Here is a 25,709-nt window from a genome sequence, read left to right on the forward strand (position 1 = left end):
TGAACACGGCCGGACCATGAACGGCCCTTCCGAGACACGCTCCAGCCTGGACGAGATGACCGGGCTGATCGCCGAACGCGACGCGCTTCGCCGGGAGTTGGGTAACCTTCGGGCCGGGCTCCGCGTCATCACCCACCCGACTCATCGCACCAGGGCCACACCGCCGTCGCCGACCGCCGCGGATGCCTCACCACCGGTGTCGACCAAGGAAAACCCGACCCCCCGCATCGACTCCACCATGACGGTCGCACTGGCGTTGCGGAGCTTGGCGCGCAGCCGCTTGACAGCCGATCGGACCGCGGACGCGTCGTCCAGATAGTCGGCGCCCCAGGCCCGTCCGTAGAGCTGCCCGTAGGTCCAGACCCGTAGCGGCGGGCTGGCGAGTGCGGCGAGCATCTCCCGTTCGATGCGGGTCAGTGGAAGGGCCATACCGGCCCAGCTGACCTGTTGCCGGTCAGGATCGACAACCAGGCGGCCCAGCGCCACCACTTCCGCCCCCGGGATGGCGGGGGTGGTCACCTCCGTTTCGCTGAACAACACCTTACGGACTGACTCCAGGTCGGGAAACATCAACAAGGTTCCGTGGCCGCCCATCAACCGGGCCATCTGCACCCGCTTGCTGCGACTGGATGTCACGCACAAGATAACCGGCTGTTCGTCGAAATTCTCCGCCGGGCTAACGCTCATGGGCTAAGGAAAGCAACAGCACTGACCGTAGTCAATATCCATGTTTGCTCGCTCGCTCTGCGGAAGTCAGGGCGAAAGTGCCCATTTTGAGCCGATTTTGCCCCACCGCCGCCCCATTTCTGATCTTGAAGTGAGATCAGAAGCGGGTGACGATGATCACGGGCTGCCACCAACCAAGCAGCGCCCTCATCCTCCCTTTCCCTGCGGGCTGAGACACCCCTCTTGGCACGCCAGCCATGCGGCATCACCCATCCCGCATCTCCCGGCGGCCGACATACTCCTTGTCCGCCGTCAGCAAGGAGTCCCCCCCAATGCGACAAGCACGACGACGAATGTTACGAGCGGGACCATTGGTGGCCGGCTTCGCCGGCCTGCTCCTGTTCCTTAACGGCCTACCGGCCACCGCCCAATCCGCAGGCCCGGAGCCCGCCGCGGCCGTGCCCGCCAAGGCGGAGGTACGGCAAGCCGTCAAGAACGACGTCTCTCGTAAGCTGCGCGATCTCTCCCCCAAGAGCAGCACCCGTGACCGGGGGGCCAAGGTCGAGGAGCAATCGAATCGGCAGTTGCCGCGAGAGCTGACGGCCCCGGACGCCAAGACCGGCAGCGATGCGGTGCAACGAGATCTCACCGCCACTCAGGTACCCGAATTCGTCGCCAACTTCGAGGGAATCGGCAACGTCGACGGAGTGCTGCCGCCGGACATCAACGGTGACGTGGGCCCCAACCACTACGTACAGATGGTGAACCTCTCGTACGCGGTCTACAACAAGAGCGGCAATCTGCTGCTCGGTCCGCTGCCCGGCAACGCGCTGTTCGCCGGCTTCGGTGGGCCGTGCGAGACCAGGAACGACGGGGACCCGGTGGTGCTCTACGACGAGACCGCCGACCGGTGGATGGTCACCCAGTTCGCCCTGCCCGGCGGATCCGCCGGCTACCACCAGTGCATGGCGATCTCACAGACCCCGGACCCGACCGGGGCGTACTACCGGTACGACTTTCTCTACCACCAGAGCCGGATGAACGACTATCCGAAGTACGGGATCTGGCCGGACGCCTACTACATGACCACCAACGAGTTCGCCCCGTCGTTCGTCGGCGCCGGCGCGGTGGCGTTCGAACGGGAAAAGATGCTCGCCGGCCAACCGGCCAGGATGGTGTACTTCCACCTCGGACCGGACTTCGGCGGTCTACTGCCCGCCGACGCGGAGGGCGTTGCCCCGCCCGCCGGAGCGCCGAACCCATTCGTGATGTTCGACGACGACGCATGGGGTATCTCACCCACCGACCGGTTGCTGATGTGGGACTTCAAGGTCGACTGGACCAACCCGACGAGCTCCACGTTCGGCAACAACCTGACACCGAACCGGTATCTGGAGACCGCACCGTTCGACTCGAACATGTGCAACTACGCCCGCGCCTGCATCCCGCAACAGGGCACCTCGGCCAAGTTGGATTCGATCTCCGACCGATTGATGTACCGGGCCGCGTATCGCAACTTCGGCGATCACGCCTCGATCGTGCTCAACCACACGGTGGACGTCAACAACACTGACCACGCGGGCATGCGCTGGTACGAGTTGCGGAGCACCAGCCCCAGCAACTGGACCGTTCACCAGCAGGGCACGTACGCACCGGACGCCGAGCACCGCTGGATGGCCAGCGGGGCGATCGACGTCTCCGGCAACATCGCGTTCGGATACTCGGCCTCGGGAAGCACGTCGTTCCCGTCGATCCGGATGGCGGGCCGGCTCTCCGGCGACCCGCTGGGCCAGCTGGGGCAGAGCGAGCGAACGCTGATCGCCGGCACCGGGGCACAGACCCACTCGGCGGCCCGCTGGGGCGACTACACCTCGATGTCGGTGGACCCGACCGACGGCTGTACGTTCTGGTTCACCTCCGAATACCTGACCACGACCAGCTCCGCCGACTGGCACACCCGGATCGGCGCGATGAAGTTCCCGAACTGCGTGGCCGGCCCGCGTGGTGAGGTGACCGGCAAGGTCACTTCGCAGGCGGGCGCGCCGATCGCCGGCGCCTCGGTACGGGTGGGGGGCAGCGGCACCACCACCGACCCGCAGGGTGGGTACAAGCTGACCATGCCGGTCGGTGAGCACGAGCTGACCGTCTCGGCCTTCGGGTACACGTCGAAGACCACGACGGTGACCGTACCCGACGGCGGCACGGTGACGGCCAACTTCACGCTCGACGCCGTGTCCAAGCACCGATTCTCCGGTGTGGTGAAGGACGGCTCCGGACACGGCTGGCCGCTGTACGCGCGGATCGACGTGGCCGGCAAGCCCGGCGGGCCGGTGTTCACCGACCCGGCCACCGGCGCGTACAGCGTCGACCTGCCGAGCGGTGACTACGGCCTGACCGTCAAGGCGATGTACCCGTCGTACCAGCAAGCCACCGCGCAGCTCCAGATCGGTGACAGCGACCAGGTGAAGGACATCGGCCTGGCCGTGGAGAACACCTGCGTGGCCGCCGGCTACCGGTTCAACTACGGCACACCGCTGTTCACGGAGCAGTTCGAGTCCGGGACGACCCCGGAGGGCTGGAACGTGATGAACCACACCACCAGCGGCGGCTGGGGGTTCACCGACCCGAAGAACCGGGGCAACCTCACCGGCGGCACCGGTAAGTACGCGATCGCGGACAGCGACGCGGCCGGATCGGGTGCGACCGTTGACACCGATCTGATCACCCCGGCCCTGGATCTGTCGGCGGTACCCGCACCCGTACTGCGGTTCAACAGCGACTACCGGGCCCTCAACGGGTTCGCCAACGTCGAGGTGAGCATCGACGGCGGCGCCACCTGGGGCGTCGTGTCGAACTGGACCACCGCCAGCCGGCGCGGGCCGGTCGTGGAGGAACTGGCGATCCCGAACGCCGGCGGTAAGTCCGACGTACGGGTCCGGTTCCACTACCGGGGCAGCTACGCCTGGTGGTGGGAGCTGGACAACGTCTCCCTCGTCAACCGGTCGTGCGACCCGATCCCGGGAGGTCTCGTCGTCGGCCAGGTGCTCGACAGCAACACCGACACCGGGCTCAACGGCGCAACCGTGACCAGTGTTGACAAGCCGGCCGAGAAGACGACCACGGCGCCGACGCCCGACGACGACAACCTCGGCGACGGATTCTACTGGTTGTTCTCCTCCCTGACCGGGGACCACCCGTTCACCGGGGCGAGCGGGAACTACGGGGTCGTCACCTCCGCGGTGGACGTGGCGGCAGACCGGGCCACCCGGGCGAACTTCAACCTCAAGGCCGGTCGGCTGGTCATCACTCCACCGTCGGTGAGTAGCAACATGACGGTGGGCCAGAGCAAGACGGCGACGGCGACGATCCGCAACGACGGCGATGCACCGGCCACGGTGGAGCTGTCCGAGCGGCGCGGCGGATTCGAGATCCTCGGGCCACGTGGGGCACCGCTCCAGCTCAACATGGTCAAGGGCGGTGTCTCACCTGCATGGCGGGGTGACAGCAAGCCCGGTGACCCGTTCGAGCCGTCACCGTACGCGCCACCGTGGGTCAACACGGTCAACTACCCGACAGCGGTCATGGACAATGCCGCGGCGGCGTTCGACGGCAAGGTGTACTCGGTCGGCGGTGCCTCCGCCACCGCCGTCCTCGCCAACGGCTATGCGTACGACCCGGCGGCGAACACCTGGACGCGGATCGCCGATCTGCCCGCGGCCCTGGAGAAGCCGGCGGCGGCCTTCGCCGACGGGAAACTGTACGTCTTCGGCGGCTGGGACTCGGCCGGCAACACATCGAGCAAGGTCTACGTCTACGACCCGGCGACCAACACGTGGCAGACCCGGGCCGCGGTCAACCCCGCACCGCGTGCCGCGCCCGGCGTGGCCGTGGCAGACGGCCAGATCTACCTTGTCGGCGGCTGTACTGACGGCAACTGCGCCAAGTCCAACGTGGTCGTCCGGTACAACCCGGGCAGCGACGCGTTCACCACGGTCGCGCCATACCCGGTCGCGGTGGCCTGGCAGGGCTGCGGCGGGATCAACGGCACGGTGTACTGCGCCGGCGGTAACGGGCCGACGACGCTGAAGAGCACCTACGCCTACAATCCGGGGAGCAACGCCTGGACTCAGCTGGCCGACCTGCCGGTCGACTTCTGGGCCGCCGGCGCGGACACCGCCAACGGGCTGCTGCTGCTCTCCACCGGTGTCATCAACAACTCCACCACGGTGACCAACCAGGGCTGGGCGTACGACCCGGCGGCCAACTCCTGGTCGGCACTGCCCAACGCCAACCACGCTCGTTACCGGGCCGGGGCGGCGTGCGGATTCGTGAAGGTCGGTGGATCGACCGGTGGGTTCACCCCGACGCCGGAAAGCGAGTTGCTTCCCGGCTTCGACCAGTGCGCTGCCGTCACCGACGTACCGTGGCTGTCCGCGTCGCCGACCACGGCGACACTGCAGCCCGGGCAGAGCGCCACAGTGACCGTCACGCTCGACGCCACCTCGGCCAAGGGCGTTGCCCAACCCGGCACCTACACCGCTCAGCTGGGCGTCAAGTCCAGCACGCCGTACCCGGTGGCACCGATCGACGTGACGATGACCGTGCAGCCGCCCAGCGACTGGGGCAAGCTGGCGGGCATCGTCACCGGGGTCGACTGCCAGAACGGCAGCGCCGCCTTGCGCGGTGCGACCGTCCAGGTCAACGGCAAGAAGGCCTGGACGGTCACCCTGAAGACCGACCCGAGCGGCCGGTACGCGATCTGGGCGCCCCAGGGCGCCAACCCGCTCCAGGCGATCGTGGCCCGGGATGGTTGGATACCGCAAACCAAGCAACTGACACTCAAGGCGGGCAAGACGGTAACCGCCGACTTCGCCCTACGCCCCGAGACCTGTTGACCGGGGCTTGATCCACCGGGCCCGCGCCGCTGGTCGGCGCGGGCCCGGCCCGTACGCGACGACCGCGCCAGTGTCCTGGCAATCTTCGAAAACCCCACCGCTGGAGGCGCCGTGGGGGCACTCAACGGCCCTGCTGGGGAGCCTCCACCGGGCAGCCGGTCGGCGGCTCCGCGTCGATCAGGATGTTCCCGCGGATGGAGAGGAAGGTGATCAGCGAGGCCACGGCCATCATCGCCGCGCTGACCAGCATCGTCGTGTGGAAACCGGTGGTGAAGGCGGCCGGGTTCTTGAAGACGTCGCCGGTCAGGCCGGCCAGCGGCGGGATCGCGGCGACCGCCAGCAGCCCGCCGGTCCGGGCGACGGCGTTGTTGATGCCGCTGGCCACACCCGCGTAACGCTCCTCGGTACTGGCGAGCACGGTCGCGGTGAGCGGCGCGACCGCCGCCGACAGCCCCAGGCCGAACAGGGCCGTCGGGACCAGCACGCCCACCACGTAGGAGGTGCCCTCACCGATCCTCGACATCAGCAGCAGCGCGGCGGCGCAGATCAGAATGCCCGCCGTCATCGGGATCCGGGGCCCGATCCGCTTGGCCAGCTCACCCGACCGGGGCGACAGCAGCAGCATCAGGACCGTCACCGGGATCATCGCGGATCCGGCCGTCACCGGCGAGAAACCCGCCGAGACCTGGAGTTGGACGACCAGCAGGAAGAACACCACGCCCATCGCGGCGTACATGATGAACGTGACGACGTTGACCGCGGTGAACACCTTCGAGGTGAAGACTCCGATCGGCACCAGCGCGCCGGGTGAGCGCCTGATCTCCAGCCAGACGAACGCCACGCCCAGCAGGACGCCCACCGCGACCGGGATCGGCTGGAGGGCGATCAGGCCGTAGGTGATCCCGGCCAGCGCCAGCGCGGCCAGCGCCGCACCGAGCACGTCGAACCGCCCGGTGGCCTCGACGTCCCTGCTCTCCGGCGCGTGCCGCAGGCCGACGGCCACCACGAGCGCGGCCAGCGGCAGGTTGATCAGGAACACCCACCGCCATCCGACGGTCTCCACCAGCCACCCGCCGAGCAGCGGCCCGACCGCCGCGGCCATCCCGCCCAGTCCCGACCACGCGCCGATCGCCTTGGGCCGGTCCTCGCGGACGTAGGACGCCTGGATGATGGCCAGGGAGCCCGGTGTGAGCAGTGCCCCGCCGACGCCCTGGAGCGCCCGGGCCGCGATCAGCGTCTCCACGTTCGGGGCCAGCCCGCACAGGGCCGACGCGATCGCGAACCAGACCACGCCGATCAGGAAGACCTTGCGCCTGCCGTACCGGTCGCCGAGCGAGCCGCCCAGCAGGATCAGGCCCGCCAGGGTGAGGGTGTAGGCGTTGACGGTCCACTGCAGTCCCGCCATGTCGGCTCGGAGATCGTCGCCGAGCGCGGGCAGCGCCACGTTGACGACGGTGCCGTCCAGCAGCGCGATGCCCGATCCGAGCACGGTGGTGAGCAGGACCCAGCGCCCCTGGGCTGAGCTGAGCCGAATATGGCCGTTATCCATACCCCTCATCATCGCCGACTGTTTCGCGTGATCCACCACGGAGCCATGATTCCGGAAGTGTCGGTGATCTCTGGTAGGACGTCCTCTGTCACGTTTCGCCGGACAGGAGCACTGATGGACCACACCGAGTTCAACGACGATGTCGACGGTCTCTACGACGGCACCTACGCCGGCCTGCCGATAGCGGTCCTGACCTCCGACGACGAGGAGCTACCCGCCGCGGACCAGGCGGCCTGGCGGCTCTCGGAACACGTCTACGACTCGGAGGAGAACTTCGAACAGCAACTCGCCCTGTTCCTGGAGAAGGTGGACACCACCGCGGTCAAGGCGGTCGTCATCGGCGGCTGGGAGGACGCCTACGACGACGACAGTTCGAAGGTCGTCGGCCTGCTCGCCGAGAACGCCGCCCGCCTCCCGGCGCTGCGTTCGCTGTTCCTCGGCGCGATGACGTCGGAGGACTGCGAGATCTCCTGGATCCAGCAGAGCGACATCACCCCCCTGCTGGAGGCGTTCCCCCTGCTGGAGCGGCTGGAGGTGCGCGGCGGTTCCGGGCTCCGGCTGCGCCCCATCCGGCACGAGAACCTCAGGGTGCTGAGGTTCGAGACGGGCGGTCTCCCCGCCGAGGTCGTCCGCGGGGTCGGCGGGTGCGCGTTTCCCGCCCTCGAACACCTGGAGCTGTGGCTGGGCGTCTCTCAGTACGGCGGCGACGCCACGGTGGCGGACCTGGCACCGATCCTGTCCGGCGAGAACCTCCCCGAGCTGCGGCATCTCGGCCTGCAGGACAGCGAGATCCAGGACGAGATCGCGGCCGCGGTGGCGGCGGCGCCGGTGGTGGCGCGACTGGAGTCGCTGGCCCTCTCCATGGGGGCGCTGACCGACGAGGGCGCCGAGGCGCTGCTGTCCGGTCAGCCGCTGACCCACCTCGGGCGATTGGACCTGCACCACCACTTCCTGACCGACGCCATGGTCAAGCGCGTCGAGGACGCCTTCACCGGTGTCGAGGTGGATCTGTCCGGACAGGAGAAATCCGACGACGACTGGCGCTACGTCGCGGTCGCGGAATGACCTCCCTGACGGTCGTCGGCACACCGGGGGAGCGGCGGGTGACCCTGTTCGCCGAGGCCTGCGCCCGGTACGGCCTGCGTGAGCCCGGCGTCGTCCCATGGACCGCGGTGCTCCGGGGCGAGGACCTCCGCCTGGAGCCCGGAACGCTCGTGCGGATCGAATCCCCCGGAGAGGACGCCGAGGCCGACGCGCTGCTGCGCGGTCCGGGCGAGCCGTCCAGGGTCGGCGGCGGCGGCGCCTGGCACGCCGCCCTCACCACCGCGACGGCGCGGATCCGCGAGGCCGTCGAGCGGACGCCCGGCGCCGTGCTGCTCGCCGATGTGGACGAGATCGCGGTGATGTTCGACAAGCGGCTGTGCCACGCGAGGCTGTCGGCGGCCGGAGTGCCGGTGCCGCCCGCACTGCCTGGTCCGGTCGGAGACTACGCCGGGCTGCGCGAGCAGATGGACCAGGCCGGTTGGGGCCGGGTGTTCGTCAAACCCGCACACGGATCGTCGGCCTCCGGGATCATCGCCCTGCACGCCTCCGCGGACCGGGTCAGGGCGGTGACCTCGGTGGAGCTGGCCGGAGACGGTCTGCACAACTCGCTGCAGGTGCGCTCCTACGAGGACGAGATCGACGTGGCCGCGATCGTCGACATGCTGGCGGGGGACGGGCTCCACGTGGAGCGGTGGTTTCCCAAGGCGGGCGTCGGCGGGCGGACCATCGATCTGCGGGTGGTCGTGGTGGACGGCACACCCACTCACGCGGTGGTCCGGGCGAGCCGTACTCCCATGACGAACCTGCACCTCGGCGGCGAGCGGGGCGATCTCGACGTGGTCAGGGAGAAGGTCGGCCCGCAGGGCTGGGGGCGGGCGCTCGACGTCTGCGCGCGGGCGGCGGCCTGCTTCCCGGGGAGCCTGGCCGTCGGGGTCGACCTGATGATCGGCGTCGGCTGGCGGAGCGTGGCCGTGGCCGAGGTCAACGCCTTCGGCGATCTGCTGCCCCGGCTGACCGGCTTCCCCGGCGGCGGCGCCGAGGGCCTGGACACCTACGACGCGCAGGTCAGGGCCATCGCCGCGCGCCGTACGGCGGGAGCGCGGTGAGCATGACGCGGGACATGAACGCGATCGTGGGGAGCCACGACCTGCTGCTGGTGACGCTCGACACGCTCCGCTACGACGTGGCCGACGAGCTGATCAGAGCGGGACGGCTGCCCACCCTGGCCAGGGCGCTGCCCGGCGGGCGATGGCAGCGGCGGCACAGCCCCGGAAGCTTCACCTACGCCGCGCACGCCGCGATCCTCGCCGGGTTCCTGCCGACCCCGGCCGATCCCGGACCCCATCCCCGGCTTTTCGCGGCCGCGTTTCCCGGTAGCGAGACCACGGCGGACGGGACCTGGGCGTTCGACGCGCCCGACCTGCCCGGCGGGCTGGCGGAGGCCGGCTACCACACGGTCTGCGTCGGGGGAGTGGGGTTCTTCAACAAGCTCACCCCGCTGGGGTCCGCGCTGCCCGGCCTGTTCGCCGAGAGCCACTGGGAGCAGGGGTTCGGGGTCACCTCGCCGACCTCGTTCGAGGAGCAGATCGCCTGCGCCGAGCGGGCGGTCGCGGGAGTGGCAGGGCCGGTGTTCCTGTTCGTCAACGTCTCGGCGCTGCACCAGCCGAACTGGTTCCATCTGCCGGGAGCCACCCGCGAGCACGGGGACAGCCGGCAGAGCCAGGCAGCCGCGCTGGAGTATGTGGACCGGCACATCGGCAGGCTGTTCGCCCTGATGAGCGCCCGGCGGCCGGGTTTCGCGATCGTCTGTTCCGACCACGGCACCGCTTACGGCGAAGACGGATACACCGGGCACCGGATCGGCCACGAGGTCGTCTGGACCGTGCCCTACGGAGATTTCACGATGGAAAAGGGGGGATGGCGGTGACTGCGGATCTCGGTGAGACGCGGGTGCCGGAGGGCGGGCCGGACACGCGGGCGGTTCGGACGGGTCAGGCGCTCCCGGCGGCACACACGGTTCAGGGGCTCCCCGCGTCCCCGCCGGCCGTCGACGGCCCGTTCGACGCGGGGCCGTACCAGGGCTACGTCTACGCCTACCCGCACAAGACGGCCTACCGGCCGCTGGAGCCGCGCCCGTCGCTGCGGGAGGTATGGGCGGCCGAACCGCTCGGGAGTCTCTCCCTCTACCTGCACATCCCGTTCTGCGAGATGCGCTGCGGGTTCTGCAACCTGTTCACCCGGACCGGCGCCCCGGAGCGGCTCGTCGCCGCCTATCTGGACGCTCTGGAACGCCAGGCGCGGGCCGTACGGGACGCCCTGGAGGGGCCGAGGTTCGTGACCGCGGCCATCGGCGGCGGCACGCCGACCTACCTGAGCGCGGCCGAGCTCACCCGGATGTTCGACCTCACCGAGCGGATCATGGGCGCCGACCTGCGGGCCGTGCCGCTGTCGGTGGAGACCTCACCGGCGACCGCGACGGCGGACCGGCTCGCCGTCCTGGCCGAACGGGGCACCACCCGCGTCTCGATCGGTGTGCAGAGCTTCGTCGACGCCGAGGCCCGCGCGGCGGTGCGCCCGCAGAGACGGCGGGAGGTCGAGGCGGCGCTCGACCGGATCAGGGAGGTGGGGTTCGAGACGCTCAACCTCGACCTGATCTACGGGATCGACGGGCAGACCGAGCGGTCCTGGCGCCACTCACTGGACGCCGCGCTCGGCTGGAAGCCCGAGGAGATCTACCTCTACCCGCTGTACGTCCGCCCGCTCACCGGTCTCGGCCGTCGTGCCCACGACTGGGACGACCACCGGCTCGGCCTCTACCGGCAGGGCCGCGACCATCTGCTGGCCGCCGGGTACGAGCAGGTGTCGATGCGGATGTTCCGGCTGCCGGGCTCGGCCGGCGCGACCGAGTACTGCTGCCAGAGCGACGGCATGGTCGGCCTCGGCTGCGGCGCCCGGTCCTACACCTCCAGCCTCCACTACTCCTACGAGTACGCGGTCGGCGCCGGCCAGGTGCGCGCGATCATCGACGACTACGTACGGCTCGCGCCCGAGGAGTTCGCGGTCGCCAACGTGGGGTTCCGGCTGGGGGAGGACGAACGGCGGCGCCGCCACCTGATCCAGTCGCTGCTCCAGGCCGAGGGACTGGAGACGGCCGCCTACCGGGAGCGCTTCGGCACCGAGGTGACGGCCGGCTTCGGAGCGGAGCTCGACCTCCTGTCCGGCCGGGGCTGGCTGGAGCCGGCCGTCCCCGGAGCCCCGGGGACCCTCGAAAACCCGGGTGCGCCCGAGCCCGCCGGGAGCGGGGCACGCGGTGCCGACCGACTCCGGCTCACTGCCGAGGGTCTCGCGTACTCCGACGCGATCGGCCCGGCGCTGTTCTCCGGCCGGGTCCGCGAGCTGATGGCCGGGTACGAGGCGTGCTGACCCCCTCTCCGGAGCCGGAGGCCCGGAATCTCCACGCCCAGGGAGTCTCGACGGGAACCGGGGAAGGGCCGCCGCCGCGCGCCGACGTCCAGGACCCCCGCCACCTGACGATCCTCTACCGCGGCCCGCTGTCGAGCTGCGACTACGACTGTCCCTACTGCCCGTTCGCCAAGCGCCGCGACAGCCCCGACCGGCTCCGCCAGGACCGGGCGGCGCTGGAGCGGTTCACCGGGTGGGTGGCCGGGCGCGACCATCCGGTCTCGGTGCTGTTCACACCGTGGGGCGAGGGACTGGTCCGCTCCTGGTACCGGCGGGCGATGGTCGAGCTCAGCCACCTTCCGCACGTCCGGCGGGTCGCCATCCAGACCAACTTCAGCTGCCGCCCCGACTGGCTGGCCGAGGCCGATCTCGGCACGCTCGCCCTCTGGGTGACCTACCACCCCGGCCAGGTCTCCTACGAGCGTTTCCTGGGCAGGTGCCGGGAGCTGGCCGGGCGCGGGGTCCGCTTCAGCGTCGGCATCGTCGGCCTGCCGGAGCACCTGGAGCGCGCGCGGAGACTCCGGGCCGACCTGCCGGCGGAGGTGTATCTGTGGGTGAACGCCGCCGAGGGCCACCTCTACACCGATCCCGAGGCGGCCCGCTGGACGGCGATCGACCCGCTCTTCTCCTACAGCCGGACACCGCACCGCAGCGCCGGGCGGCCCTGCCGTACCGGAGACACCGTGATCTCCGTGGACGGCGAGGGCACCGTGCGGCGCTGCCACTTCGTCCCGGCCGTCCTCGGCAATCTCTACGACGGGACGTTCCGCCCGAGCGCCAGGATGTGCCCGGCGGCCCTGTGCGACTGCCACATCGGCTACGTCCACCTGGAGCAGACCGGTCTCTACGACGTCTTCGCCGGCGGGATCCTGGAGCGCGTCCCGCACATGGACCGGCCCGGGCGGCCCGCCGGGCCTCAGGTCTCCCGGTCCGGCCGGTAGTCGGCCTCGGACAGGCCGAAGGTCCAGGCCACGCCCTCGCGGGCGGTGCGGGTGGCCGGCGGGACCCGGAGCCAGTATTTACGGAAGGTGCCGTCGGGCTCGGCGGTGGAGTTGACCACCTCGACCATCACCACCGGCTCGTCCTCGGGCAGATCGATGCGCCACAGGACGCCGGTCTCGTCCCGATGGCGCGGGGTCGCCCCCGACTCGGCGAGGTAGCGGTCGTAGCCGAAGTGCTCCAGCATGACCCGGCGCAGCTCCGCGTTCTCCTGGGCACGGATGCGCTCCGGGGTCAGCTTCGCCATGGAGGCGGCGAAGTCGGCCGGGATCGGCGTGCCGCCCCAGGCGTGCACGGCGAAGCCGTCGGGGAACAGCAGCGCCGGGCCGTCGGCTCGGTGCAGGCGCGACAGCTCGTCGCGGTGCAGCTCGGCCGGGCGCTCGCAGACGATGGCCACCCGTTCGAACGGCCACCACCAGCCCGCCGCCCGGGCGACCTGGACCAGCCCCTCCACCTCCGGCCTGCCCAGCGCGTCGAACAGCGAAAGCCAGGGCGCGTCCTGCTGGCCCAGCACCGCGTCCAGGGTCGAGGCGCGCAGCGCGGCCGCGGCCTCCTGCGACTCCTCGGTCGCGGCGATGCCCCGGCGGATCCGGCTGACCAGGGCGCCCACCGGCTCCCAGAGCCGTCCGCCGGTCAGCGACCAGGCCAGTGGCCAGGCCGTGGGGCCGAGTGAGGCGTGCACGTCGGCCCTGGCCCGCTCCCACGGCCCGGTCCGCACCGCGTCGCGCACCGGCTTTCCGGCGCCGAGCAGGGCGATGGCCCTCGCGCCCGCGGCGGGGGAGTCGACCCAGATGATCTTCTCTGGCTCCGCCAGCCCGGCGATCCGGTAGGCCAGCCGCACTCCCGCCTCGGCCCCGGGCCGGTCGGCGGGGCCGGATCGGAAGGCCACCTCCTCCCAGCGGAGCGCGGCGGCGGTCAGGACGTCGGCCAGTTCGGTGGTGACGGTCATGATCGAAAGCTCCTCAGCTGAACGGGGACACATGCCCCGGCGGCGCCTCCGGACGGGGGGACCGGGGTGGGACGGGAAGGTCAGTCGGCGACGACGCGGAAGGCGCCGGGGATGTATTCGCGCTGACGTCGCACGGCGTACCAGCCCTTGGGCAGCGAGATCGCGGCGTGCTCCTCGTGCACGACGCGCCCGCCGGAGGGCAGGTGCAGGAAGTGCGGATCCATCGGCCGCAGGCCGCGGACCAGGGTGCCGGGGCCGACCACCGCGTGGGCATGGCCGGTGGCCTCGCCCAGGGCCAGCACCAGACGGCCACGGGCGTCAGGCGGCGCGGACGGCGAGTTCCTGGCCGAGGTGGGCACGGCCTCCTCGCGGACGGGCATGATCAGGATGTCTCCCTGGCGGTACATCTGGCTGGCTCCTCGGATCGGGGGTAGATCGAAGCTAGCCATCGCCACTGACATTTCCGCGGCCCCGCGGAGAGGGGATCGCGGCAGGGATCTCCCCGCTCGCGACGGGACCGGAGGCGGTGGATCGCGCGACGGACCGGGAGGCGCGCCAGGCGGGCCTGGTCATGACGCCGGCGCTCCGCGCGGCTTCACCGGGACGGGCGTCAGGCGCCCAGCCCCCGCAGCAGGAACCCGCAGACGGTCTCCCCGGCCTCCTCCGGCGTCACCGCGCCACTGAGCAGGGGCATCCGCTCGGCGCCGATGACGGCGAGGATCATCCGGGCGGCGGCGGCCACGTCGGGGGCCTCGAAGTCACCCGAGGCCACTCCGCTGTCGATGATGCCCGTCAGGATGTCCTGCATCGGCGCGACGTGGTCGGCCAGGCGCTGGTAGGCGTCGGGCCCCAGGGCCGCCGACAGGTCGGCGGGGCCGGGGTGGGGATGGGCGAGCAGCCCGGCGAGCTGGAGCCGGACGAACGCCCGCAGCCGCTCGGCGGGGGAGGCCTGCTCGGGCAGCTCACGCTCGTAGCTCTCGATGAAGTAGTGCGTCACCCGCTCGGTGAAGGCCAGCAGCAGGGCGGCCTTGTCGGGGAAGTAGTTGTAGAGGACGGTCCTGGTGATCCCGGCCTCGCCCGCCACGTCGGTCATCGAGATGGTGTCGATGCCCTGGTCGCGGGAGAGGCGCGAGACCGCCTGCAGGATGCGGTCCTGCGTCTGGGCGCGGTGCTCGCCGATCGTCGGGGCCGAAATCCGGGGCATGCTCCCATGGTGGCACAGGGGCGGCGGCGCGGACGGCCCATGAGCCGTACGGCCTCAGCCTCCGAGCCTTCCCGGTCCCGTCCGTGTTTCCGCGACTCCGCGTCGGTGCCGGGGCGGTGCCGGGTCGGTGTCGGTCAGCGGTGCGGGCGGGTCGCGAGCATCGCGGCGTGCAGACTCTCGGCCGTGGGGGCGGGAGGGAGGGGGAGACCGGCCCGGTCGGCGCGGCAGGCGTCGAGGATCAGGGAGACCAGCCGCCGCCACGCCTCCGGGGCCGCGCAGCGGGTCGCGCCGAGAACCCCGGCGTTGGCCATGAGGATCAGCATCAGGTCCTGGCCGGTGAAGTCGGCACGCAGCGTCCCCGCGGCTTTCGCGCGCTCGATCACCCGGTCCGTCGCCGCCATCGCCCGCTCGCGCGGGCCCTCCAGTGACCGGGAGCCGGGGAAGCAGACCGTGAAGGCCTCGGTCACCCCCTGATCGGCCGCCTGCATGCCGCAGATGTGCTCGACCAGCCCGTGGAACCCCTCCCAGGGGTCGGTGGCCCGCACCGCCTTCTCGGCGGCGTCGGCGAACTGGGCCATCCGGTCGGCCAGGATCGCCTCGATGAGCGCCTCCCGGTCGGGGAAGCGACGGTAGAGGGTGGCGATGTTCACCTCGGCCCGGCGGGCTATCTCCTCCAGCGGGACGTCGAGACCCCGCTCGCCGAAGGCGGCTCGGGCGGCCTCCAGGATGCGCTCCCGATTGATCTCGGCGTCCTTGCGCAGCCCCCGCCGCTTGCACGATTCCATGCGTCGATTCTATGAAGTGAAGGCAATCCTGCGTTTATGCTACGGTCCGTATCAAGCGAAGGGTCGCCTTCACTTATTCTTCGGAGCTCATCATGAACGTCGCCCTCTGGATCGCCCAGGGACTGCTCGCCGCAGCCTTCCTCTTCGGTGGCCTCACCAAGGCCACCCAGCCCCGGGAGAAGCTGGCCGGCAACATGCCGTGGGTGCAGGACTTCTCCGACGGCCAGGTCAAGGCCATCGGAACCGTCGAGGTGCTGGCCGCGATCGGGCTGATCGCGCCCGCGGTCACCGGGATCCTGCCCGTGCTGACCCCGCTCGCCGCCGTGGGCCTGGTGATCACCATGATCGCCGCCGCGGTCGTGCACGCGCGACGCGGGGAATATCCCGGCATCGCCGTCAACGTCGTGCTCCTCGCGCTGGCCGCCTTCGTGGCCTGGGGCCGGTTCGGGCCCTACGCCTTCTGAGAGGGCTCGCGGTGTCTTCCCGGGGAGCGGCCCGTGTCCTTGTCATGGCGGGTCTGGGGCCTCGATGCCCGGTGAGAACTCACGGCCGCACCCCTTCCGGCGACAGGGCGCTCCGGTACGGCGACGCCGTACCGGAGCGCCCTGTCCGGCGAGGCGCGGGGGAGGTCACGCCGCGAGCCCGGCCCGCACCACCCGGCCGAGGTCGCCGAGCACCTCGGTGTTGAGCAGGTAGGCGAGCCTGGTCTCACGGATGATCCGCCGCTTCTCGTCGTCGTCCACGGGCAGGGCGTCCAGCCGGGCGCGATACTCGTTCTTGAACCGGGGCAGGCTGCCGACCTCGTCGAACAGGTAGAAGTCGACGCCGCCACCCGGCTGGTAGCCGTAGATCTTCTGCAGCTCCATCCGGATGAACTGCCCGCCGGACAGGTCTCCCATGTAACGGGTGTAGTGGTGGGCGACGTAGCCGCCCGGCCAGGTGGCGACCTGGTTGATCCGGGCGACCAGTGTCCGGGTCGGCTTGGAGGGCGCGATCCTGCTCCGCCAGTCGGCACCGTAGATCGTCTCCAGATCGCGGGCCAGCGCCTCCTCGCGGTAGAGCTCGGGGAGGACGAACGGCGCAGCGACCGGGTCGCCGGCGAGCGACCGGGAGGCGCCGTCGAGCGCGGCGTAGGCGAAGTAATGCTGGGCGACCATCTCCCCGTAGGCCTCGCGGCTGAGCTCGCCCGCCATCAGAGCCTTGAGGTAGCTCTCGTCCTCGGCGGACCCGTGGTCGCCCCGGGTGGCGTCCCTGAGCACTTCGGAGAACGGCGACTCGCTCATGATCACTCCACGTCGACGGGCCTTCCATATCTTTCATGACATAGTGTCACAAAAACTGCGGGGCTCCGTCAAGCTGATCACGACACTCTGTCATTAAAACTCCCTCGTCTGAGAGGGGACAGCCACGCCACACCCAGCAGCGCGGCGAACACCGGGAGCCAGGCCAGCCGGTGCAGCACCCAGAGCGGTTCGGTGGGCGGTGCCAGCAGGCCGGGCACGTCACCGAAACGCAGCGCCGCGAGGACGGTCACGGCCGGCGCGGTCTGGTGCCACAGGAAGATCGTCATCGCCGACAGGTTGGCCAGCGCCACCGCCGCCCAGATCCGGGGCCGCCGCATCAACCGGGCCAGCGGTTCGCGGGCCAGCAGCGCCAGCCCCACCTGCGCGATGCCGAAGCAGACCACGGCGAGCGTGGGCGGGCTCAGGTTGGAGAGCTTCGCCCCCGTCACCCCCACCATGCTGGCCGGATACCCGAACCCGGTGACCAGCACCACGGCCCCGGCCGTCCCGCCCGCCAGCAGACCGGCCGCCGCCCGGCGTGAGGTGAGCGCACCGTTCGCCCAGCAGATCCCCAGCGCGTACGGCACCAGCCACCCGGCCGCCAGATTCACCCATCCCAGCCAGTCCGGTCCCCCCTGCCCGAACCTGAGCGCGTCCACCACGAGCACGACCGCGACCGCCGAGACGGCCACGGCGCCCGGCCGCAGGAGCAGGAGCAGCGGGGTGGCCGCGCTGAGCGCGGCGAAGACCGCCAGGAACCACAGCGGCCCGACGGCCGGAAGCACCAGAGACCTGACCGCCCGCTCGGGCAGGCCGTGCAGCGCCATGCCGGCCGCGACCCCCGTCCAGAGCAGGGCGAGCGGCACCACCGGCCGCAGCAGCCGTCCCATCCTGGCCCGCACCCAGGCAGGGCGGTCCACGGCCGACCGCAGGCTCCGGGCCGCGGCGTAGCCGCCCACGAAGAAGAACACCGCCAGGGTCTGCAGCACCCACGACAGGGGAGTGAGCGCGGGCAGGTAACTGAGCGGGCTGGAGACGTACACCTTCCCGCCGGGCCCGTGCACCCATGCCGTGACCAGCCAGTGCCCCGCGACCACTCCGAGGATCGCCAGCGCGCGCAGCGCGTCCATTCCCCGGTCCCTGCCCGCCGGGGTGGCTGCCTCGATCCGGGCGGCGACGCTAACCACGTGACACCTCGCCCGTCCGGCCGAGGGCGATCAGGGTCAGGTTGCGCAGGGACACGCCGCCGGGCGCGAAGTAGTCGCTGTGCCCGGCGTCGCCCGCCGCGAACAGCCGGGCGCCGAAGGACGGGTCCACCGGGTCGGGGCCGAAGCCGAGCGGGCCGATCCGGAGCTTGGGCACATCACGCATCCAGTCCCGGCTGCCGCTGCCCACCCAGAGCGGGACGTCGCCGAGCTCGGACGCAGCGGAGACGCCGAGCCCGGGACTGCCGACGACGGCCATGCTCGCGACACCCGGCCCGGGCGCGGCCTTGGCGCACACGACCGACCCGTAGCTGTGGCACAGCAGGCTGACCTGCTTGCCCGCAAGCGTCTCGGCGATGTATCGCCGCAGCGCCACGGCTCCTCTCTCGGCGGCCCCGCTGGTCACCACCTCAAGGCTGACGGTCGCCGGGCTGTCGTATCCGAGCCAGGCCACCACCGCCAGCCGGGCCCCGGGGTCCAGCGCCCGCGCCTCGGCCAGCACCGCCTTGGCGCCACCGCCCGGAGTGCTGTACGCCTTGGCCCTGCCGCCGTCGAAGCTGGCGACCGTGGTGTCGGAGCCCGGGACGACGACCGCGACGTGCTCGGCCGTACGGAGATCGCCGTAGATCCTGACGACGCGGTCGCCCGGGGGCGCGGGGACGATCACATAGGTGAGCGCGGCGGCGGTGACCACGGCGAGCGCGCGGCGGAACATGGAGCCTCCTGTCCGGTTGGGGAACCGGACAGGACATTAGGGACCAAGATCCGTCGTCGGCGTCGTCCCGCGGTGCTCACCCCGCGGGTCCCTCCCTGGGGTGAGGGGGGTCACCCGCCGGGGCGGACCAGGCCCGTCTCGTAGGCGTGGACGATCGCCTGGGCGCGGTCGCGCAGGTTCAGCTTCGCCAGGATCCGCCCCACATGGGTCTTGACGGTCTGCTCCGACAGCACGAGCTCTTCGGCGATCTCCTGGTTGGAACGGCCCTGGGCGATGAGGGTGAGCACCTCGGTCTCCCGCTCGGTGATGTCGTCCAGCCGGCCGCGCGGGCGGCGCGGTCCGACGCGGGCGAACTCCGTGATCAGCCGCCGGGTCACCGAGGGTGCGAGCAGCGCCTCCCCGGAGGCCACCACCCGGACCGCCTCGGCGAGCTGCTGGGCGGAGGCGTCCTTGAGCAGGAACCCGCTGGCTCCGGCCCGCAGCGCCTCGTAGACGTAGTCGTCGAGGTCGAACGTCGTCAGGATCAGGATCTTCGGCGGGAAGTCCCCGGACGCCTGGATCTCCCGCGTCGCGGCCAGGCCGTCCATGACCGGCATCCGCACGTCCATCAGCACGACGTCCGGCCGCAGCTCGGCCGCCCGGGTCACGGCCTCGCGTCCGTCGGCGGCCTCGCCCACGACCTCGATGTCCGGCTGCGCGCCCAGGAAGACGGTGAATCCAGTCCGCACCATGCCCTGGTCGTCGGCGATGAGCACCCGGATCGTCACGTGGCCTCCACGATCGGCAGTATGGCAGTGATCGCGAAGCCTGTCCCTACCGGTCCGGCCCACAGGCGTCCGCCGAGCATGGACACCCGTTCCCGCATCCCGATCAGGCCGTGCCCTATGTGTCCCGGTTCCGTGGGGGAGCGGTATCCGGCGTCGTTCGTCACATTGATGTGAAGTTCGGCGCCGGAGCGGTTGATCTTCACCAGGACGGTCGAGCCGGGTGCGTGCCGCATGGCGTTGCTCGTCGACTCCTGCACGATCCGGTAGGCGGACAGGCTCACCGCCGTGGGCAACCCGGTCAAGTCGCCGCCCAGCTTGAGTGTCACGGCGAGCCCGGCCGAGCGCGCGGTGGCGATCAGCTCCTCCAGGCGGCCGAGGCCCGGTTGCGGCGCGGTTTCGGTGAGCCCGTCCCCGTCGCGGAGCACGCCCAGCACGCGGCGCATCTCGGTCATGGCCGTGAGCGAGAGCGCGCGGATCTCGCCCAGCCCCTCCTCAAGTCGCCTGGCGTCCCCGGCCGCCTGCAGTGGCACGGCCTCCGCCTGGATGGCGATCACCGACATGTGGTGGGCGACGACATCGTGCAGTTCCCTGGCGATCCTGGCCCGCTCCTCCAGCACCGCCTGTCCGGCCAGCGCCTGCTCGCTGCGCTGCTCCTCCTCGGCCAGCCGCCTGGTGGCCAGCCGCCTGGTCCGGACGTTGTAGCCGAAGAGCGCTGTGACGCCCAGCAGGATCGCGGCTATGACGATCTCGTCCCTGCTGGAGGGCGAGATCGCCATGCAGAGCACGGAGGCGATCCACACGCCCAGAGTGGTATCCCGCTCGCAGCGGACGGCGACGGAGTAGACGACGAGGAGATAGGTGAGGATCCCGATGACCGGCACGGGATTGCCGAGCAGGGTGTCCGTGAGCGGAGCGGTGGTGACCATGGCCACCGCGCTGATCCGCCATGCGGCGAGCGGCCAGTGCTCACGTAGCAGCAGGGGGAGGGCGCAGGCCGCGACGGCATAGTAGATCTGCCACTCAGGGTAGGGGGCGGGTGGCGCCCCGTTGTTCTCCAGGAAGGCGGACAGGTTCCCGCTGTATGCGAACCAGAAGATCAGCAGGTTGGCCACCACGACCAGGTCGACGGTCCGGAACGGCAGGAGCCCCAGGGACGCGGGAATCGGTATCCGCAGGCCGCGAGAGCGCGGGAACGGGGGATCGGCTTTCCCGCTGACCACCGCCAGGGCCAGCGGCCGGGTGAGCCGTACGAGGCCGGCGGGCAGGTTCACCCGGCCAGCCTAGGCGGGCGCGGCCCGGCCGGCGTCACACCCATGGGTGATCCCCCCCGTCACACCTGGGAGCTACGGCTGCCGGAGAGGGATAATTACACAATTACGATCGCTCACAGCGAACACGCTCAATCTCGGGAACATTTTAAGGCTCCCATTAATTGAGTCGATGTAACTCAACCTTTGGAGTTCAGATGAGTGAGAGCTTGATCCTCCCGGTCCTTCCGCTCGACGACGAGGTCGTGCTGCCGGGCATGGTGGTTCCGTTGGACCTGTCGGAGAACGAGGTCCGGGCTGCGATCGACGCGGCTCAGGCACTCAGCGACAACAAGCCGGAAGTGTTGCTCGTTCCCCGGATCGACGGGCGATACGGTTCCGTGGGCGTCCGTGCCGTCGTCGAGCAGGTGGGCAGGCTGCCCGGTGGCGAGCCCGCCGCGGTGGTGCGCGGTGTCGACCGCGTCCGCGTGGGCACCGGCACGACCGGCCCCGGCGCGGCCCTGTGGGTGCAGGCCACCCTGGTCGAGGCCGTCCCGGCGGGCGAGCGCGCCGAGGAACTGGCCAAGGAGTACAAGGCGCTGACCACCACCATCCTGCAGAAGCGGGGCGCGTGGCAGGTCGTCGACGCGGTCAACCAGATGGACGACCCGTCGGTCCTCGCCGACAGCTCCGGCTACGCCCCCTGGCTGGGCACGCCGCGCAAGGCCGAGATCCTTCAGACCGCCGACCCGGCCGACCGGTTGGAGAAGCTGGTCGAGTGGGCGCGTGAGCACCTGGCCGAGCTCGACGTGGCCGAGACGATCCGCAAGGACGTCCAGGAGGGCATGGAGAAGCAGCAGCGGGAGTTCCTGCTCCGCCAGCAGCTCGCCGCGGTCCGCAAGGAGCTGTCCGAGCTCAACGGCACCTCCCCGGAGACCGAGGAGGAGGACTACCGCGCCCGCGTCGAGGCCGCCGACCTGCCCGAGAAGGTGCGCGAGGCCGCGCTCAAGGAGGTCGACAAGCTGGAGCGGACCTCCGACCAGTCTCCCGAGACCGGCTGGATCCGCACCTGGCTCGACACCGTCCTCGACATCCCGTGGAACGAGCGGACCGAGGACTCCTACGACATCGCCGCGGCCCGCGCCGTCCTGGACGCCGACCACACCGGCCTCGACGACGTCAAGGACCGCATCATCGAATACCTCGCCGTCCGCGGCCGCCGGGCCGAGAAGGGTCTCGGCGTGGTCGGCGGGCGCCGCAGCGGCGCCGTGCTCGCGCTGGCCGGCCCTCCCGGAGTCGGCAAGACCTCGCTGGGCGAGTCCGTGGCCCGCGCCATGGGCCGTAAGTTCGTCCGCGTCGCCCTCGGCGGCGTCCGCGACGAGGCCGAGATCCGCGGTCACCGGCGCACCTACGTCGGCGCCCAGTCCGGCCGGATCGTCCGCGCCATCCGCGAGGCCGGGTCGATGAACCCGGTCGTGCTGCTGGACGAGGTCGACAAGGTCGGCTCCGACTACCGGGGCGACCCGACGGCCGCGCTGCTGGAGGTGCTCGACCCGGCGCAGAACCACACCTTCCGCGACCACTACCTGGAGGTCGAGCTCGACCTCAGCGACGTGCTCTTCCTGGCGACCGCCAACGTGCTGGAGGCCGTCCCCGGCCCGCTGCTGGACCGCATGGAGATCGTGACGCTCGACGGCTACACCGAGGACGAGAAGGTCGTGATCGCCCGCGACCACCTGCTCCCGCGCCAGCTCGACAAGGCCGGCCTCACCGCCGCCGACGTCACCGTCGAGGAGGACGCGCTGCGCAGGCTGGCGGGCGAATACACCCGGGAGGCCGGAGTCCGGTCCCTGGAGCGCTCGATCGCCAGGATCCTGCGCAAGGTGACCGCCAACGTCGCCCTCGGCGAGGGCGAGCTGCCCGTGACGGTGGGCGACCTGGTCCCCTACCTCGGCCGTCCGCGCCACGTGCCGGAGTCCTCGCTCCCGGAGTCCCGCCAGCGTACGTCGGTGCCCGGTGTGGCCACCGGCCTGGCGGTCACCGGCGCCGGTGGCGACGTCCTCTACGTGGAGGCGTCGCTGGCCGACCCGGAGACCGGCGACACCGGCCTGACCCTGACCGGTCAGCTCGGTGACGTGATGAAGGAGTCGGCCAGGATCGCGCTGTCCTACCTGCGCTCTCGCGGCGCGGAGCTGGAACTGCCGGTGGCGTCCCTCAAGGACCGCTCGGTGCACGTCCACTTCCCCGCGGGCGCGGTTCCCAAGGACGGCCCGTCGGCGGGTGTCACCCTGACCACGGCCCTGGCCTCGCTGCTCTCGGGCCGCCCGGTCAGGAACGACGTGGCCATGACCGGCGAGGTCTCCCTCACCGGCCGGGTGCTGCCCATCGGCGGGGTCAAGCAGAAGCTGCTGGCCGCCCACCGGGCGGGCATCACCACCGTGCTGATCCCGGCCCGCAACGAGCCCGACCTGGACGACGTCCCCGAGGCCGTGCGCAACGAGCTCACCGTTCACGTGGTGAGCGACGTGCGCGAGGTCCTGGAGATCGCGCTCACCCCGGCCAAGGTCGCCGAGCGCGTCGTCGCCTGACCCCGTCTCCCCCGAAGTCGGCCCGTCCTCCGAGGAGAGGACGGGCCGTCCCCTTCTCCGGACCGTGTCCGCCCTGTACGAGGTGTTCGTCACCCGGCGGCTGCGCCGCACCCGGTACCAGCTGGACGAGTCGCTCAGCCAGGGGCAGGCGGCCAGGGACCTGCGCGAACTCGCGGCCAAGGGTTGGCTGCGGTCGTACGGGGAGACCAAGGGGCGTTTCTACGCGCCCGGCCCGAGGATGCAGGCGATCAAGGACGACTCCGCCGCCCGGGCCGCTCCGCTCCGTGACCCTTGTCGGAACGGGTGACCGACATCACATAACGTGTCGGGAATAGGGGTAACCGGGGTCTGTGTTGACGCAGACGTGAAAACGAGCGTGGCACGTCATACCCGCATGGCTTCGCAGGGGCGAGGCACGTGTTGTGACATGCGCGAGATGTCGAGCATGTGTGCCATGTGCCGCATGTGCTCCGTGCGCTGAACGCGCCGAGCCTCCGGACCCCGCCCGCGCTTCTCACGAAAGCTCCGAGACCATGACCTGCCCCGCGGATGACCTCATCCTGCGCCGTCTGAGCCACCGCCCCTTCCACCCCGGCACCCGCTAGCCCTCCCCAGGTCCTGAGATCTTTTCGACGATCCACTCGTGTTGGGGAACAAGCTGTGATTGATGTGTCGGGCCTGCGGAAGGTCTATCGAGATCGGGGGCGCGAGGTGGTCGCCATCGACGGCGTCGACCTCCACGTCCGCGAGGGTGAGATCTTCGGTGTGCTGGGGCAGAGCGGTGCCGGCAAAAGCACCTTGCTGCGCTGCGTGAACCTGCTGGAACGGCCCACCGAGGGCACCGTCACCGTGGCCGGGCGGGAGCTGACCGCGCTGCGGGAGGCCGAGCTGCGCGGCGCCCGGCAGCGGATCGGGATGATCCACCAGCACTTCGCGCTGCTGTCCTCCCGTACGGTGGCCGGAAACGTGGCCTTCCCGCTGGAGGTCATGAAGGTCGCCAAGGCCGAACGGGCCAGGCGCGTCGCCGAGCTGCTGGAGCTGGTCGGGCTGGCCGACAAGGCCGGAGCGCACCCGGCCCAGCTGTCCGGCGGGCAGAAGCAGCGGGTCGGCATCGCCCGCGCGCTGGCCGGCAGTCCCTCGGTGCTGCTGTCGGACGAGGCCACCTCGGCGCTCGACCCGGGCACCACGCAGTCGATCCTGGCGCTGCTCAGAAGCCTGAACCGGGAGCTCGGCCTGACCATCCTACTGATCACCCACGAGATGAACGTCGTCAAGTCGATCTGCGACTCGGCCGCCATCATGCGTGACGGCCGGATAGAGGAGTCCGGGGCGCTCCCGGAGCTGATCGCCAGGCCGGGCTCCCGTCTCACCGCGGAGCTGTTCCCCCTCCCCGCACCGGATCCCGGCAGCGTCACGATCACCTTCACCGGGCAGGCCGACGAGCCCGTGGTCTCGGAAGTGGTCTGCAAGTTCGACGTGGACGTCAACATTCTCGGCGGGGCACTGGAGGAGGTGGCCGGCGCCTCCGTCGGGCGTCTGCGCCTGCGCCTCACCGGTGACGAGCGCGCCGCCGCCCTGACCTACCTGTCCGAGCGCGGCCTGCTGGTCGAGGAGAGCCGTTGAGCGCGTACACCGGAGGGCACGGCGTCGAGAGGCTGCGGCCGGCGGGGGAGATCGCATGACATGGGACGAGATGGTTCCCCTGCTGTGGGAGTCGACCTGGCAGACGGTCCAGATGGTGCTGTGGTCCACCCTGTTCACCGTGCTGATCGGCCTGCCGCTCGGGGTGGCGCTGGTCGTCACCGGCAGGGACGGGCTGCTGCCCTCGTGGACGCTGAACCGGGTGCTCGGACTGGTCGTCAACATCGGCCGCTCGCTGCCGTTCGTCATCCTGATGATCGCGGTGATCCCGCTGACCCGGCTGATCGTCGGCACCACCATCGGCACGATCGCCACCGTGGTTCCGCTGACGCTGGGCGCCGCGCCGTTCTTCGCCCGGCTGGTGGAGACCGCGCTGCTCGAGGTCGGCAGGGACAAGGTGCAGGCGGCCCAGGCGATGGGCGCCAGCCGTACGACCGTCGTGGGCAAGGTCCTACTGCCCGAGGCGATGTCCGGCCTGGTCGCGGGGCTCACCGTGACCGTGGTCGCGCTGATCTCCTACTCGGCGATGGCCGGGGCGATCGGCGGCGGCGGCCTGGGCGACCTGGCCATCCGTTACGGCTACCAGCGCTTCGAGACCACGCTCATGGTGGTCACGGTCGTCGTGCTGGTCGTCGTCGTCCAGCTCATGCAGACCCTGGGCGAGACCGTCGCCCGCCGTCTCGCGCGTCGCTGACCCTCTTACGGAAACC

At 70.8% G+C, this 25,709-nt stretch carries 22 protein-coding genes; 11 read left to right on the forward strand and 11 right to left on the reverse strand.

Features of this window, described 5'->3' with window-relative positions; genetic code table 11:
* Nucleotides 1–141: 141 nt before the first annotated feature.
* Complete coding sequence (locus FHR32_RS47025) at nt 142–636, reverse strand: winged helix-turn-helix domain-containing protein (RefSeq protein WP_184759553.1); 495 nt, start codon at nt 634–636, stop codon at nt 142–144.
* Between the two features lie 404 nt (nt 637–1,040).
* Here FHR32_RS47025 and FHR32_RS47030 point away from each other — a divergent pair, with 404 nt between their 5' ends.
* A complete protein-coding gene (locus FHR32_RS47030; protein ID WP_184759555.1) occupies nt 1,041–5,561 on the forward strand; it encodes a carboxypeptidase regulatory-like domain-containing protein in 4,521 nt (1,506 codons plus the stop codon).
* A gap of 121 nt (nt 5,562–5,682) precedes the next feature.
* On the opposite strand, the gene FHR32_RS38935 is transcribed toward FHR32_RS47030, so the two are convergent.
* A complete protein-coding gene (locus FHR32_RS38935; protein ID WP_246468542.1) occupies nt 5,683–7,110 on the reverse strand; it encodes an MFS transporter in 1,428 nt (475 codons plus the stop codon).
* Nucleotides 7,111–7,224: 114 nt separating this feature from the next.
* Here FHR32_RS38935 and FHR32_RS38940 point away from each other — a divergent pair, with 114 nt between their 5' ends.
* The 5 genes from FHR32_RS38940 (at nt 7,225) to FHR32_RS38960 (ending at nt 12,557) form a co-directional block, all read left to right on the forward strand.
* Complete coding sequence (locus FHR32_RS38940) at nt 7,225–8,175, forward strand: STM4015 family protein (RefSeq protein WP_184759559.1); 951 nt, start codon at nt 7,225–7,227, stop codon at nt 8,173–8,175.
* Nucleotides 8,172–9,260 (forward strand): STM4014 family protein, encoded by a 1,089-nt coding sequence (locus FHR32_RS38945; protein ID WP_184759561.1) that lies wholly within the window; start codon nt 8,172–8,174, stop codon nt 9,258–9,260. Before FHR32_RS38940 ends, FHR32_RS38945 begins: the two co-directional genes overlap by 4 nt.
* A gap of 2 nt (nt 9,261–9,262) precedes the next feature.
* Complete coding sequence (locus FHR32_RS38950) at nt 9,263–10,081, forward strand: STM4013/SEN3800 family hydrolase (protein WP_376773458.1); 819 nt, start codon at nt 9,263–9,265, stop codon at nt 10,079–10,081.
* Complete coding sequence (locus FHR32_RS38955; RefSeq protein WP_184759563.1) at nt 10,072–11,577, forward strand: STM4012 family radical SAM protein; 1,506 nt, start codon at nt 10,072–10,074, stop codon at nt 11,575–11,577. The genes FHR32_RS38950 and FHR32_RS38955 overlap by 10 nt, the downstream gene beginning before the upstream one ends.
* Nucleotides 11,578–11,681: 104 nt before the next feature.
* Complete coding sequence (locus FHR32_RS38960; RefSeq protein ID WP_184759919.1) at nt 11,682–12,557, forward strand: STM4011 family radical SAM protein; 876 nt, start codon at nt 11,682–11,684, stop codon at nt 12,555–12,557.
* Here the strand turns inward: FHR32_RS38960 and FHR32_RS38965 are convergent.
* The 4 genes from FHR32_RS38965 to FHR32_RS38980 all read right to left on the reverse strand — a co-directional run bounded on the left by FHR32_RS38965 (nt 12,533) and on the right by FHR32_RS38980 (nt 15,553).
* Complete coding sequence (locus FHR32_RS38965; RefSeq protein WP_184759565.1) at nt 12,533–13,564, reverse strand: DUF6745 domain-containing protein; 1,032 nt, start codon at nt 13,562–13,564, stop codon at nt 12,533–12,535. The genes FHR32_RS38960 and FHR32_RS38965 overlap by 25 nt on opposite strands.
* A gap of 80 nt (nt 13,565–13,644) precedes the next feature.
* Entirely contained in the window at nt 13,645–13,971 is a 327-nt protein-coding gene (locus FHR32_RS38970; RefSeq protein WP_184759567.1) for a DUF8820 family protein, read from the reverse strand.
* Between the two features lie 203 nt (nt 13,972–14,174).
* Nucleotides 14,175–14,768, reverse strand: a complete 594-nt coding sequence (locus tag FHR32_RS38975; protein ID WP_184759569.1) for a TetR/AcrR family transcriptional regulator — start codon at nt 14,766–14,768, stop codon at nt 14,175–14,177.
* A 134-nt stretch (nt 14,769–14,902) separates the two neighbouring features.
* Nucleotides 14,903–15,553, reverse strand: coding sequence for a TetR/AcrR family transcriptional regulator (locus tag FHR32_RS38980; RefSeq protein WP_184759570.1), 651 nt, complete (start codon nt 15,551–15,553; stop codon nt 14,903–14,905).
* A 92-nt stretch (nt 15,554–15,645) separates the two neighbouring features.
* On the opposite strand from FHR32_RS38980, the gene FHR32_RS38985 reads away from it, so the two are divergent.
* Nucleotides 15,646–16,017: a DoxX family protein gene (locus FHR32_RS38985; protein ID WP_184759571.1), complete on the forward strand. Its 372-nt coding sequence runs from the start codon at nt 15,646–15,648 to the stop codon at nt 16,015–16,017.
* A gap of 165 nt (nt 16,018–16,182) precedes the next feature.
* Here the strand turns inward: FHR32_RS38985 and FHR32_RS38990 are convergent, their stop codons facing one another.
* From FHR32_RS38990 to FHR32_RS39010, 5 genes are all read right to left on the reverse strand, one after another.
* Nucleotides 16,183–16,836 carry a biliverdin-producing heme oxygenase gene (locus tag FHR32_RS38990; RefSeq protein WP_184759573.1) on the reverse strand — a complete coding sequence of 218 codons (654 nt, stop codon included), beginning with the start codon at nt 16,834–16,836 and terminating at the stop codon, nt 16,183–16,185.
* 77 nt (nt 16,837–16,913) lie between these two features.
* Nucleotides 16,914–18,023 carry an acyltransferase family protein gene (locus FHR32_RS38995; protein WP_184759575.1) on the reverse strand — a complete coding sequence of 370 codons (1,110 nt, stop codon included), beginning with the start codon at nt 18,021–18,023 and terminating at the stop codon, nt 16,914–16,916.
* A complete protein-coding gene (locus tag FHR32_RS39000; RefSeq protein ID WP_184759576.1) occupies nt 18,016–18,756 on the reverse strand; it encodes an alpha/beta hydrolase in 741 nt (246 codons plus the stop codon). Before FHR32_RS39000 ends, FHR32_RS38995 begins: the two co-directional genes overlap by 8 nt.
* Before the next feature lie 110 nt (nt 18,757–18,866).
* A complete protein-coding gene (locus FHR32_RS39005) occupies nt 18,867–19,523 on the reverse strand; it encodes a response regulator (RefSeq protein WP_184759578.1) in 657 nt (218 codons plus the stop codon).
* Nucleotides 19,520–20,794 (reverse strand): sensor histidine kinase, encoded by a 1,275-nt coding sequence (locus FHR32_RS39010; RefSeq protein WP_184759580.1) that lies wholly within the window; start codon nt 20,792–20,794, stop codon nt 19,520–19,522. The genes FHR32_RS39005 and FHR32_RS39010 overlap by 4 nt, the downstream gene beginning before the upstream one ends.
* 194 nt (nt 20,795–20,988) lie before the next feature.
* On the opposite strand from FHR32_RS39010, the gene lon reads away from it, so the two are divergent.
* From lon to FHR32_RS39030, 4 genes are all read left to right on the forward strand, one after another.
* Nucleotides 20,989–23,358, forward strand: a complete 2,370-nt coding sequence (gene lon, locus FHR32_RS39015) for an endopeptidase La (RefSeq protein WP_184759582.1) — start codon at nt 20,989–20,991, stop codon at nt 23,356–23,358.
* Between the two features lie 64 nt (nt 23,359–23,422).
* Nucleotides 23,423–23,665, forward strand: a complete 243-nt coding sequence (locus tag FHR32_RS39020) for a hypothetical protein (protein ID WP_184759584.1) — start codon at nt 23,423–23,425, stop codon at nt 23,663–23,665.
* Between the two features lie 353 nt (nt 23,666–24,018).
* A complete protein-coding gene (locus FHR32_RS39025; protein ID WP_184759586.1) occupies nt 24,019–24,981 on the forward strand; it encodes a methionine ABC transporter ATP-binding protein in 963 nt (320 codons plus the stop codon).
* A gap of 55 nt (nt 24,982–25,036) precedes the next feature.
* Complete coding sequence (locus tag FHR32_RS39030; protein ID WP_184759588.1) at nt 25,037–25,693, forward strand: methionine ABC transporter permease; 657 nt, start codon at nt 25,037–25,039, stop codon at nt 25,691–25,693.
* Nucleotides 25,694–25,709: the final 16 nt, after the last annotated feature.

It is taken from the genome of Streptosporangium album (assembly GCF_014203795.1).
In the GTDB taxonomy this organism is placed as follows: Bacteria; Actinomycetota; Actinomycetes; order Streptosporangiales; family Streptosporangiaceae; genus Streptosporangium; species Streptosporangium album.